10 protein-coding genes and 1 riboswitch are annotated in these 11837 nt (G+C 68.0%); of the genes, 9 read left to right on the top strand and 1 reads right to left on the bottom strand.

Going from position 1 to position 11837, the window contains the following annotated elements; translation table 11 throughout:
• The first annotated feature begins 183 nt into the window (after positions 1 to 183).
• Positions 184 to 708: an STM3941 family protein gene (locus AB0E94_RS24725; RefSeq protein WP_360329884.1), complete on the top strand. Its 525-nt coding sequence runs from the start codon at positions 184 to 186 to the stop codon at positions 706 to 708.
• A 48-nt stretch (positions 709 to 756) separates the two neighbouring features.
• Positions 757 to 846, top strand: a riboswitch (ZMP/ZTP riboswitch).
• A gap of 20 nt (positions 847 to 866) precedes the next feature.
• Positions 867 to 2291, top strand: coding sequence for a glycine hydroxymethyltransferase (locus AB0E94_RS24720; RefSeq protein WP_360329882.1), 1425 nt, complete (start codon positions 867 to 869; stop codon positions 2289 to 2291).
• 219 nt (positions 2292 to 2510) lie between these two features.
• Here the strand turns inward: AB0E94_RS24720 and AB0E94_RS24715 are convergent, their stop codons facing one another.
• Positions 2511 to 3044: a hypothetical protein gene (locus AB0E94_RS24715; RefSeq protein ID WP_360329879.1), complete on the bottom strand. Its 534-nt coding sequence runs from the start codon at positions 3042 to 3044 to the stop codon at positions 2511 to 2513.
• A gap of 20 nt (positions 3045 to 3064) precedes the next feature.
• Between AB0E94_RS24715 and AB0E94_RS24710 the strand changes: the two genes are divergently transcribed.
• The 7 genes from AB0E94_RS24710 to AB0E94_RS24680 all read left to right on the top strand — a co-directional run bounded on the left by AB0E94_RS24710 (position 3065) and on the right by AB0E94_RS24680 (position 11822).
• Positions 3065 to 3559 carry a MarR family transcriptional regulator gene (locus AB0E94_RS24710; RefSeq protein WP_360329876.1) on the top strand — a complete coding sequence of 165 codons (495 nt, stop codon included), beginning with the start codon at positions 3065 to 3067 and terminating at the stop codon, positions 3557 to 3559.
• A 302-nt stretch (positions 3560 to 3861) separates the two neighbouring features.
• Positions 3862 to 6003, top strand: coding sequence for a discoidin domain-containing protein (locus tag AB0E94_RS24705; RefSeq protein WP_360329874.1), 2142 nt, complete (start codon positions 3862 to 3864; stop codon positions 6001 to 6003).
• A 73-nt stretch (positions 6004 to 6076) separates the two neighbouring features.
• Positions 6077 to 7099 (top strand): substrate-binding domain-containing protein, encoded by a 1023-nt coding sequence (locus tag AB0E94_RS24700; protein ID WP_360329871.1) that lies wholly within the window; start codon positions 6077 to 6079, stop codon positions 7097 to 7099.
• 1 nt (position 7100) lies between these two features.
• Complete coding sequence (locus AB0E94_RS24695) at positions 7101 to 8111, top strand: ABC transporter permease (protein WP_360329868.1); 1011 nt, start codon at positions 7101 to 7103, stop codon at positions 8109 to 8111.
• On the top strand, positions 8108 to 8869 hold the full coding sequence (locus tag AB0E94_RS24690; RefSeq protein ID WP_360329865.1) for an ATP-binding cassette domain-containing protein: 762 nt from the start codon (positions 8108 to 8110) through the stop codon (positions 8867 to 8869). Before AB0E94_RS24695 ends, AB0E94_RS24690 begins: the two co-directional genes overlap by 4 nt.
• Before the next feature lie 74 nt (positions 8870 to 8943).
• Entirely contained in the window at positions 8944 to 10923 is a 1980-nt protein-coding gene (locus tag AB0E94_RS24685) for a bifunctional diguanylate cyclase/phosphodiesterase (protein ID WP_360329863.1), read from the top strand.
• Positions 10920 to 11822, top strand: coding sequence for an ABC transporter substrate-binding protein (locus AB0E94_RS24680; RefSeq protein ID WP_360329860.1), 903 nt, complete (start codon positions 10920 to 10922; stop codon positions 11820 to 11822). The genes AB0E94_RS24685 and AB0E94_RS24680 overlap by 4 nt, the downstream gene beginning before the upstream one ends.
• The last annotated feature ends 15 nt before the right edge of the window (positions 11823 to 11837 follow it).

Below are 11837 nucleotides of genomic sequence, written 5' to 3'. Positions count from 1 at the left end.
GGTAGCTAAGCCCTCCAGCGCCGATGGTACTGCACTCGGGAGGGTGTGGGAGAGTAGGACGCCGCCGGACTCAACGTATGGAAAGGCCCACCCGGGTAACGGGTGGGCCTTTCTTTTGTGCCCGTCCACTAGAGTGCCTCGCACCTACGTCAGTGCCTCGCATCTACGTCGATGGAGAGAACCGTGCTCGTATACCGGTCTTTGCCGAAGACCGCCGGCCTCCTGGTGGCCGCGTTCGCCCTGATCGCCGCCAGTGCCTTCATGGCCTGGGGGAGCCGCCCCGGTCCGTCCTTCGACGTGCTCCTCTTCGTGATCGGCGTCTTCGGGGTGCTGTTCTTCGGCTTCGGGGCGGTGCGGGTGGGACAGCAGATGTTCCGGCGTGGGCCGGTCGTCGAGGTGTCCATCGAGGGCGTGCGTGACGTCCGCATGTCACCGCAGATCATTCCGTGGCACGTGGTGCGCGGGGTGGAGCAGGTGGTCGTACAGCGGCAGCGGTTCGTCGTGGTCCTGGTGGAGGAGAGCTTCGAAAAGCAGTACCTGACCGGTGGCAAGCGGATGCTCCAGCAGGTGAATCGGCAGATCGGCTTCCACGGGGTGAACATCGTCATGACCGGGATGACCGTGTCGGCCGACGACTTGCAGAAGGCGATTGTCAGGTACTGGCAGGAGGCGACGCCCGGCCCGGCGCGGCACGACGACAGGCGGTGAGCAGCATCGCAATGGGGTGCGGGCACCCGGCCGTACGCCGGTATGCTGAGGGCGGGCCGTGACTGGCGCGTTCGGATGGTTGACCATCGTGGAGCGGCTCCGTCGAGATGACGCATGCCGTGCGCCTGGGCCTCTTCGCTACGTGATAGGGAGGTCCCATGCCTGAGTTGAACGCCGAATCCGTCGCCTTCCGCTCCGCCCTCGACGTGGTCCGTTCCGTCGAACCGCGTATCGCCGACGCGATCGCGCAGGAGCTGACCGACCAGCGTGAGTCGCTGAAGCTGATCGCGAGTGAGAACTACGCTTCCCCGGCGGTGCTGCTCGCCATGGGTAACTGGCTCTCCGACAAATATGCGGAGGGCACCGTCGGCCGCCGGTTCTACGCCGGCTGCCAGAACGTGGACATTGTCGAATCGGTCGCGGCCGAGCATGCCAAGGCTCTGTTCGGTGCGCCTTACGCGTACGTCCAGCCGCATTCTGGAATCGACGCCAACCTCGTCGCCTACTGGGCGATCCTGGCCGACCGGGTCGAGGTGCCGTATCTCAAGAAGTTCGAGAAGCGGCAGATCAACGACCTCACCGACGCCGAGTGGGCCGAGCTGCGGCAGGCGTTCGGCAACCAGCGTCTGCTCGGGATGTCGCTGGATGCCGGCGGTCACCTCACCCACGGGTTCCGTCCGAACATCTCCGGCAAGATGTTCGACCAGCGCAGCTACGGGGTCGACCCGGCGACCGGTCAGATCGACTACGCGGCACTCCTGGAAAGCGCCAAGGAGTTCAAGCCCGCCGTGATCGTGGGCGGTTATTCGGCGTACCCGCGCAAGGTTAACTTCGCCAAGATGCGGGAGATCGCCGACGAGGTGGGCGCGACCTTCATGGTCGACATGGCGCACTTCGCCGGTCTGGTCGCGGGTGGCGTGTTTACCGGCGACTACAACCCGATCCCGCACGCGCACATCGTCACCACCACCACCCACAAGAGCCTGCGTGGCCCGCGTGGTGGTGCCGTCCTCTGCCAGCCGGAGCTCGCCTCCCAGGTGGACCGCGGCTGCCCGATGGTGCTCGGTGGCCCGCTGCCGCACGTGATGGCAGCCAAGGCGATCGCGTTCGCCGAGGCCCGCCGGCCGGAGTTCGCGACCTACGCCCAGCAGATCGTCACCAACAGCCAAGCTTTGGCCGAGGGCCTGCTGAAGCGGGGCGTGCAGCTGGTCTCCGGCGGCACCGACAACCACCTGGTGCTGCTCGACGTGCACCCGTTCGGCATCACCGGCCGCCAGGCCGAGCAGGCCCTGCTGGACAGCGGTATCGTGACCAACCGCAACGCGATCCCGAACGACCCGAACGGCGCCTGGTACACATCCGGTATCCGCGTCGGCACCCCGGCCCTGACCAGCCGTGGCCTGGGCGTCGCCGAGATGGACTCCATCGCCGACCTGATCCACACCGTCCTCGCGGCCACCAGCCCGGCCGAGGGTTCGAAGGCGAAGTTCAACCTGGACCCGTCCCTCGCCGACCGGATCAGCAAGCAGGCCACCGAGCTGCTGTCGCCGTTCCCGCTCTACCCGTCGGTCGACCTCGGCTGACACTCCGCACCACACCCGAACGCCGCCCAGCCTCCCCGGCCGGGCGGCGTTCGCCGTTCCCGCCCGATCGCAACACACCGCGTGTGGTGATCTGTGGACTGGATTGCGCCACAGGTCACCACGCGGTTCAGCTTCGGGCCGGTGTGGTGATCTGTGGGCCGGATTGCGCCACAGGTTGCCACGCGGTCTGGACTGGGATGCGCCGCAGGTTGCCACGCGTCATGCGCGGCGGCGGAGGGTGGCTGCGGTTGGGAGGGCGATGATCGCCCACAGGTAGACCGCTATGAAGCAGGTGAACTTCAGGGCGGCGGCCGTCGAGTAGAGCAGGGCGATCGTCGGGGAGATCGTGGTGGGGTCGGGGAGCATCAGGAAGGACAGGAGGTTCTCCAGTACGTCGAAAACTGGGGCGGCTGCGCCGAGCCAGATCATTCTGCGGGCGAGGCGGCGGCCCCTGGTGCCGGCCGGGAAGGCCTGGGCGACCGCGCTGAGCAGGGCGATGAAGAAGAGCAGGGTCGCGGCGATGAAGGCGAAGTCGACGAACTGGGTCTGCCAGTAGATGCCCAGGGTGCCATTGGCCTGCATCGTCGAGTACCAACCGGTGAGCTTGTCGGCGCTGAACGACAGTTGGCCCTCGTAGTAGGGCACCGGGTAACCGGAGCGGGCGTAGAAACCGTCCAGCACCGTCTGCGTGATGCGCTGAGCGGCGAAACCGAGGACGACGAAGGCGGCAGGCTTGACCCATTTCCATTCCATGGAATGTATCTTCGAGTCGGATGGCGGTCGGCGTCAAGCATTCCGTGGAATATTCTTGTCCCATGGAGCGCCCGGAGACCCAAGGGCGAGCGATTCGTGAGCTCGCCATCGTTCATCAGCTGAGTGCCACCCGCCTCAATCGGGCGTTGCGGCCGCTCGGTGTCACCCTCACGCACACCGCGGTGCTGTCGCACCTGGCTCAGGCGCCCGAAGGGTGTTCGGTCGGCGAGATCGCGGCCGCCATGGAGGTCAATCAGCCGGCGGTCTCGAAGACCCTGCGCACCCTCGCCGACCTGGGTGCGGTCACCGCCGAAGTGGCCGAGGGCGACAGCCGGCGCCGCGAGATCAGGTTGACCGCCCAGGGCGGCCGGCTGCTGATGGAGGCGATGCTGGCGATGCATCCGGACGCGACCATCGCCTTCGCCGGACTCTCCGACGAACGGCTCGCGCTCCTGGTGGAGTTGCTCGCCGAGGTGCGGATCCGCCTCGACGACGCGCGAGGTGCCGCCGACTGACGATTCGAAAGGTGATGCGCGCTTCCCTCCGGTATGGGTGTTGTGGCGAGTGTCGGCGGAACCGGTTCCGGCCGAGCTGTTATCGGCCCTGGTGAATCTCCTCCGAGCCTCCACCCGCACTGTCGGGAGCTGGGGAAATGCTGCGGCAACGGAGATTCGTAGATCCTTTGAGCGGTTGCCCGGTACCGGTTCCGGAACCTTGCAACATCCTGGACATCGATTGGTCACGACTTCTAGCGTCGGGGTCGGGTGAGCGCTCTCCCAAGATCCTTTTCTCCTCCCCGTCCCAATAGGAGTTCCCCATGAGACGCTCCCGCTGGCGGAGCGGCGTGATCGGCGGCGTCATCGCCGTCGTCGCTGCCGGCCATGTCGCGATCACCACGTCCGGGGCCTCGGCCGCCGAGGTTCTGCTGTCCCAAGGTAGGCCCGCCACCGCCTTCTCCACCGAGGCCGCCGGCGCGTACGCCGCATCCGAAGCCGTCGACGGGAACACCGGAACCCGCTGGTCGTCGGCCTTCTCCGACCCGCAGTGGCTCCAGGTCGACCTGGGCAGTTCGCAGGCGATCAGCCGGGTCGAGCTGAACTGGGAGACCGCGGCCGCCAAGGCGTTCCAGATCCAGGTCTCGGACAACGCGTCGACCTGGAACACGGTCTACTCGACGACCACGTCGACAGGCGGCAACCAGTCGCTGACGGTCAGCGGCACCGGCCGGTACGTGCGGATGTACGGCACCCAGCGGACCACCGGCTACGGCTACTCGCTGTGGGAGTTCAAGGTCTTCGGTGGCAGCACCCCGCCGCCGGTGAACCAGGACCTGGGCCCGAACGTCATCGTCTTCGACCCGACCATGTCGGCCGCGTCGATCCAGGCGCGGGCCGACCAGATCTTCGCGCAGCAGGAGTCGGCGCAGTTCGGCACCGGGCGTTACGTGCTGGCGTTCAAGCCGGGCACCTACAACGGGCTGAACATCCAGGTCGGCTTCTACACGTCGGTGATCGGTCTCGGTCAGAACCCGCAGGATGTACGGATCAACGGCGACATCACCGTGGACGCCGGCTGGTTCCAGGGCAACGCCACCCAGAACTTCTGGCGTTCGGTGGAGAACCTGTCGGTCTACCCGGTCAGCGGGGCGAACCGGTGGGCGGTCTCGCAGGCCGCCCCGTTCCGGCGGATGGACATCCACGGCGACCTGAACCTGGCCCCGAACGGCTACGGCTGGGCGTCCGGTGGCTACATCGCCGACTCCCGGATCAGCGGCTCGGAGGGGCAGTACTCGCAGCAGCAGTGGTTCACCCGGAACAGCACGATCGGGTCGAACACCAACGCGGTGTGGAACCAGATGTTCGTCGGTGTGCAGGGCGCCCCGTCCGGCAGCGGTTACCCGAACCCGCCGTACACCAGCATCGCCACCACGCCGCGGATCCGGGAAAAGCCCTACCTTTACGAGGGTGGGGTGTTCGTGCCGAGCCTGCAAACCAACGTCTCCGGGGTGACCTGGGCGAACGGGCAGACGCCGGGGACCACGCTGCCGCTGTCGCAGTTCTACGTGGCCAAGCCCGGTGACAGCGCGGCGACGATCAACGCGGCGCTCGCGGCCGGCCAGAACCTGATCTTCCAGCCGGGGATCTACCAGGTCGACCAGACGATCAACGTGACCCGGGCGAACACCGTGGTGCTCGGCCTCGGCTACGCGACGATCATTCCGGTCAACGGGGTCACGCCGATGCAGGTGGCCGATGTGGACGGTGTGCGGATCGCCGGCGTCCTGTTCGACGCGGGCACCACGAACTCGGCGAACCTACTGGTGATCGGCCCGAACGGGTCGAGTGCGGGCCACGCCGCCAACCCGACCACGGTGCAGGACGTGTTCTTCCGGCTCGGTGGTTACATCGCCGGCAAGGCCACCAACAGCCTGCTGGTGAACAGCAATGACGTGATCATCGACCACATCTGGGCGTGGCGGGCCGACCACGGCAACGCCGGGACCTACGGATGGACGATCAACACGGGTGACTCGGGTCTGATCGTGAACGGTCAGAACGTCACCGCGTACGGCCTGTTCGTCGAGCACTACCAGAAGTACGAGGTGGTCTGGAACGGCAACGGCGGGCGGACCTACTTCCTGCAGAACGAGAAGCCGTACGACCCGCCGACCCAGGCGGCCTGGCGGACCGGGGCGAACGGGTACGCGGCGTACAAGGTGGCGGACAACGTGACCGACCACGAGGCGTGGGGCATGGGCAGCTACTGCTACTTCAACGTCAACCCGTCGATCCACGCCGACCGGGGTTTCGAGGTGCCGGTCAACAGTGGAGTGAAACTGCACAACCTGCTGACCGTCTCGCTGGGCGGCAACGGGGTGATCGACCACGTGGTCAACAGCACCGGTGCGCCGGCGCAGGGCACCGCGACCGTTCCGTCCTACGTCGTCAACTTTCCGTAACCTCCGGTTGACAGCCCGGTGACCTGAGCGTCTACTCCAAGGCAACGGTCTTCCTCGATGTCTTGGAGGGGGAATGCGCAGGTTCGTCGTGGCCGCGAGTGGTCTGCTGCTGGTCCTCGCCGGTGCCGCGTGCAATCGCGGCACCGGCGAGCCCGTGGTCGGGCTGATCACCAAGACCGACACCAATCCCTTCTTCGTGACCATGCGGAACGGCGCGCAGGGCGCCGCTGCCACCGCCGGCGTCGACCTGCAGAGCTTCTCCGGGAAGGTGGACGGCGACAACGAAGCGCAGGTGCTGGCGATCGAGAACCTGATCTCGTTCGGCGCCAAGGGCTTCCTGATCACCCCGAACGACTCGAAGGCGATCGTGCCCGCGATCGACCGGGCGCACGAGGCCGGGATGCTGGTCATCGCCCTGGACACGCCGGTTGAGCCGGCCGATGCCGCGGACGCCACCTTCGCCACCGACAACTACGAGGCCGGGCGGCTGATCGGGCAGTGGGCGAAGGCGAAGTTCACCACCGAGGGTAAGGACGCGCGGATCGCGATGCTCGACCTCAATGCCAATCAGGTGTCGGTGGACGTACAGCGTGATCAGGGTTTTCTTGAAGGTTTTGGAATCGACGTCGCCGACAAGGGGCGGATCGGGGATGAGAGCGATCCGCGAATCGCCGGGCATGACGTCACCGACGGCAATGAAGAGGGCGGACGGACCGCGATGGAGAACCTGCTCCAGAAGGATCCGTCGATCAACCTGGTCTACACCATCAACGAACCCGCGGCGGCCGGCGCCTACGAGGCGCTGAAGGCGGCCGGGCGGGAGCGTGAGGTCACCATCGTCTCGGTCGACGGCGGCTGCCCGGGTGTCGACAACGTCGCCGGCGGGGTGATCGGCGCGACGTCGATGCAGTTCCCGATCAAGATGGCCGAGCTCGGCGTCGCCGCCATCGCGGACTTCGCCAAGACCGGTGTGAAACCGCAGAACACCGCCGGCAAGGACTTCGTCGACACCGGCGTGCAACTGATCACCGACCAACCGCAGGCCGGCGTGGAGGCCAAGGACTCCGCGTGGGGCAAACAGAACTGCTGGGGGTGAGATGACCGCCACCGCTGACTTCGAGGTACGGCGGCACGACTCGTTCGGGCTGCGACTGCAACACCTGCTGCACGGCAATCCGGTTCTCGGGCCGCTCGCCGTGCTGGTGGTGGCGATCGTGGCGTTCTCGATCGTCAACGCCCGGTTCTTCTCGGCCGCCAACCTGTCGCTGGTGCTGCTCCAGGTCACCGTGATCGCGACGCTGGCGCTGGGGCAGACGCTGATCATCCTGACCGCGGGCATCGACCTGTCGGCCGGGGCGATCGCGGTGTTCTCGTCGATCCTGATGGCGCTCTTCGCGACCGACGCGGGAGTGCCGGCACCGCTCGCGCTGCTGCTCGGGTTCGCCTGCGGCACGGCGATGGGCGCGATCAACGGGTTCCTGGTGACCCGGATCAAACTGCCGCCGTTCATCGTCACGCTCGGCACGCTGACCGTCTTCTTCTCGCTGAACTCGGTGGTCAGCAACAGCGAGACGATCCGTGGCGCGGACATGCCGGGCCTGATGACGTGGACGGGTGAGGCGATCCCGATCGGGGACTTCCGGCTCAGCTACGGGTCGATCATCATGCTGCTGCTGTTCGGCTTCTTCGCCTATGCGCTGAGCTGGACAGCGTGGGGCAAACACGTCTACGCGACGGGCGACGACGTGGAGGCGGCCCGGCTCGCCGGCATCCGGACCGGCCGGGTGCTGTTCTCGGTCTACACCACGGCCGGCCTGCTCTACGCGGTGGCCGGCTGGATCCTGATCGGGCGGCTCGCCTCGGCCAGCCCGAACGTCGGCACGGAGTACAACCTGGACTCGATCACCGCGGTCGTGCTCGGCGGCACCAGCCTCTTCGGCGGTCGCGGCGGGGTGATCGGCACGCTGATCGGGGCGCTGATCGTCGGGGTCTTCCGCAACGGCCTGCAACTGGCCGGCGTCGAGGTGGTCTGGCAGGGCTTCGCGATAGGTCTGCTGGTGCTGATCGCGGTCTCGCTGGACCAGTGGATCAGGAAGGTGCGCGCGTGACGACTCCGGTTCTTCAAGCAAAAGGCCTGACCAAGCGGTACGGCCGGGTGGTCGCCATCGACGGCAGCGACCTCGAGTTGCTCCCCGGCGAGATCCTGGCGGTGATCGGTGACAACGGGGCCGGCAAGTCCAGCCTGATCAAGGCGCTCTCCGGGGCGCTGGTCCCGGACAGCGGCGAGATCCTGCTGGACGGGCAGCCGGTGCTCTTCCGCAACCCGATGGAGGCCCGGGCGGCCGGGATCGAGACCGTCTACCAGACTCTCGCGGTCGCGCCCGGCCTGGACATCGCCGACAACCTGTTCCTCGGCCGGGAGGAGCGCCGTCCCGGCCCGCTGGGATCGATCTTCCGGATGCTGGACCGCAAACGGATGCGGGAGGAGGCCGCCCGGCACATGAGCGAGCTCGGCGTGGCCACCCTGCAGAACATCGGCCAGCCTGTCGAGTCGCTCTCCGGCGGTCAGCGGCAGGCGGTGGCGGTGGCCCGGTCGGCGGCCTTCGGCAGCAAGGTGGTGATCCTCGACGAGCCGACCGCCGCGCTCGGGGTCAAGGAGGGCAACCGGGTCCTGCAACTGATCCGCGACGTCCGGGACCGTGGCCTGCCGGTGATCCTGATCAGCCACAACATGCCGCATGTCTTCGAGATCGCGGACCGTATCCACATCCAGCGCCTGGGCCGCCGGATCGCGGTGATCACGCCGGGTTCCCACTCGATGTCCGATGCGGTGGCGATCATGACGGGCGCGGCGCCGCCGCCTTAGCTCTGGTTTTCCTCAACCGGTCCGGGGCCGCGTCGATCTGGGCCGACATGTGGTTACGCCGGGCACGTCCGCGAGTGCGGAGCACCTCGCGGCTGTTCGCGACCTTCGCGGCGGCCAGTCTCGTCCCGGTGGTCGCCCTGGGTGCGGTCGTGGTGCAGGACTACCGGCGGGACGCAGCCGAGCAGGGCCGCGCGCAGGGGCTGGCCCAGGCCGACGTCATCGCGCAGATGGTGGTCGCGCCCGCGCTGAACAGCGGCGCGACCTACCTCCTGGGCGGCGACCTGAGCCGGCGCGGCCTGACCGCCGAACAGTACGACCAGATGCGCGAGTCCACCGGCCTGGCCCTCTTCCGGGGCTCGGTGAAACACCTGCGGCTGCGTGGGTTCACCGGCCGGGTGATCTTCGCGGACGACGGTTCGACCAGCAACGGCGTGCCCGTCTCCGACCCGGACTTCCAGGCGGCTGCGCGGGGTGAAGCCCGTGCCAAGGTCATCACCGGACGTACCGAGACGATCCGGGTGATGCAGCCGCTGTTCGCCGGCGCGGCCGGTCAGTCGGTCGGGGTACTCGAGGTCTACCTGCCGTACCAATCAGTCGCCGACCGCCTGGACCACCAGGTGACCCAGACCGTCCGGCGCATCGGCGGCGGCCTCGCCGCCCTCTATCTGGTGCTCGCACTGCTGGCCTGGTGGACCACCCGGTCGTTGCGCCGCTACGCCGCCGACCAGCGGCACAACGCTCTGCACGACGCGTTGACCGGCTTGCCGAACCGGGTCGCCTTCCGGTCCTGGGCGGAGTCGGTCCTGGACCAGGCCCGTCGCGACGAGGAGCCGGGCGCCGTGGTGCTCGTCGACCTCAACCGGTTCAAGGAGGTCAACGACACTCTCGGCCATCACGCCGGTGACGAGCTGCTCCGGGTGGTCTCCGAGCGGTTCCGGGCCGGCCTGGGCCCGGACGACATCCTGGCCCGGCTCGGCGGTGACGAGTTCGCGCTGCTCCTGCCGGGCCGGACCGGGCCGGAGGCGGTCGCCGTGCTGGAGGGGGTCCGCGATCGGCTGGCCGAGGAGATGGTGCTCGACGGTGTGCCGCTGAGCATCGAGGCGAGTTTCGGCATCGCTCTCTACCCGGAGCACGGCGACAGCCTTCAGGAGCTCAAGCAGCGTGCTGACGTCGCGATGTACCAGGGTAAACGCGGCACCGCAGACATCGTCGTCTATTCCGGTGACGGGGTCGACCACCCGCACCAGTGGCTCGTGGTGCAGGCCGAGCTGCGGCACGCGCTGGAACGTGACGAGCTGGTCCTGTACTACCAGCCGAAGGTCAACCTGCCCGGTGGTGAGGTGTCCGCGCTGGAGGCGCTGGTGCGCTGGCAGCATCCGGAACGAGGGCTGGTGCCGCCGGGTGACTTCCTGCCCGCCGCCGAGCACTCCGGGCTGATCGTGCCGCTCACCGAGTGGGTGCTGCGCCGGGCGCTGACCGACCGGCTGGGCTGGAGCGCGGCTGGGCAGTCGTGGGCGGTGTCGGTGAACGTGTCGGTGCGCAACCTCGAGGTGGCCGGGTTCCCGGAGCTGGTGGCGGAGCTGCTCGCCGAGACCGGCACCCCGCCGGACCGGTTGGTGCTGGAGGTGACCGAGACCGCGCTGGCCGGTGACGTGGAGACCATCGAACGGGTGCTCGCCGGGCTGGCGGAACTCGGTGTCGGCCTCTCCGTCGACGATTTCGGCGCCGGCTACACCAGCCTGTCGCACCTGCGCGGGCAGCCGGTCGCGGAGATCAAGATCGACCGGAAATTCGTCGCCGACGTGGCGCACGATCCGCAGAGCCGGGCCATCGTCCGTTCGGTGATCGAGCTGGCGCACGGACTGGGCAGCCGGGTCACCGCCGAGGGCGTGGAGACGGCCGAGGTCTACCGGTGGCTGATCGAAGCGGGTTGCGACGAGGCACAGGGCTACCTGATCGGCCGGCCGGTCCCGTGGCCGCAGGTCGATCCGGCGATGTTCGGAGTGCCGGATGAGATGTCCGAGACGACCATGATCGAAGGGCTGCCGCGATGACCTTCCTACGCCGGGCCGTGGCCGCTGCCGGGGCCGCCCTCGTTCTCGCGGCGGGCGGCTGCACCCAGGAGCAGAACACCGTCGTCCCGGCCGGTGCGGTGGACGAGGTCGGCGCCGTGGCCACCGACCCGGCCCTGCACGCGAAGCTGCCGGAGGCGGTCCGGACCCGCGGTTTCCTGCGGCTGGTGACCGATGCCAGCTATGCGCCGATGGAGTACTTCGCCGCCGACGGGCGCACGATCATCGGTTTCGAACCGGATCTGGCGGCCGCGCTCGGCCAGGTGCTCGGCATCCGGGTCGAGATGGTGGTGGGTGTCTTCAGCACCGCGCTCGACGAGGTCTCGGCCGGCACCTACGACGGGGTGCTGGCGTCGATGACCGATACCGCGGACCGTCGAGACAGGGCGGACTTCGTCAACTACTTCTCCACCGGCACGTCGATCCTGGTGCAGCGGGGCAACCCGAATGCCATCACCGATCTCGACGACCTGTGCGGGCACTCGGTGGCGGCCGAGAAGGGCACCATCCAGGAGGCGATGCTCGAACGGACCGGGAAGACGTGCGGATCCGCCCCGCTGACCATCGTCAGCCTGCCGACGAACGCCGATGCCCTGATGGAGCTGCGCCTGGGCCGGGTGGCGGCCGTGCTGCAGGACTATCCGCCGGCGGCCTACCTGACCACCGACGACCGGACCAGCGCCTTCTTCGAGCTGGCCTCGGACCGGCAGTACGAGCCGGGTCTGTTCGGGATCGCGGTGAACCGGAACAACGGCGCGCTGCGGGACTGCCTGCGCGACGCCCTGCAACTGCTCATCGACTCCGGCACCTACCGCGAACTGTTGCTCCGCTGGGAGCTGACCGGCAGCGGGGTCAGCAAGGCGACAGTCAACGGCGGATAGACAGGCATTGCGGCT

The organism is Actinoplanes sp. NPDC026670 (assembly GCF_040638175.1).
GTDB lineage: Bacteria > Actinomycetota > Actinomycetes > Mycobacteriales > Micromonosporaceae > Actinoplanes.
Note: the sequence above shows the minus strand (reverse complement) of the source record. Positions and strands in the feature narration are given on the sequence as shown.

What these genes read in the sequence shown, in the direction of transcription:
- AB0E94_RS24720 (WP_360329882.1), top strand. Translation starts at nt 867, where the DNA reads ATGCCTGAGTTGAACGCCGAATCCGTCGCCTTCCGCTCCGCCCTCGAC.
- AB0E94_RS24715 (WP_360329879.1), bottom strand. Translation starts at nt 3,044, where the DNA reads ATGGAATGGAAATGGGTCAAGCCTGCCGCCTTCGTCGTCCTCGGTTTC.
- AB0E94_RS24710 (WP_360329876.1), top strand. Translation starts at nt 3,065, where the DNA reads ATGGCGGTCGGCGTCAAGCATTCCGTGGAATATTCTTGTCCCATGGAG.
- AB0E94_RS24705 (WP_360329874.1), top strand. Translation starts at nt 3,862, where the DNA reads ATGAGACGCTCCCGCTGGCGGAGCGGCGTGATCGGCGGCGTCATCGCC.
- AB0E94_RS24700 (WP_360329871.1), top strand. Translation starts at nt 6,077, where the DNA reads ATGCGCAGGTTCGTCGTGGCCGCGAGTGGTCTGCTGCTGGTCCTCGCC.
- AB0E94_RS24695 (WP_360329868.1), top strand. Translation starts at nt 7,101, where the DNA reads ATGACCGCCACCGCTGACTTCGAGGTACGGCGGCACGACTCGTTCGGG.
- AB0E94_RS24680 (WP_360329860.1), top strand. Translation starts at nt 10,920, where the DNA reads ATGACCTTCCTACGCCGGGCCGTGGCCGCTGCCGGGGCCGCCCTCGTT.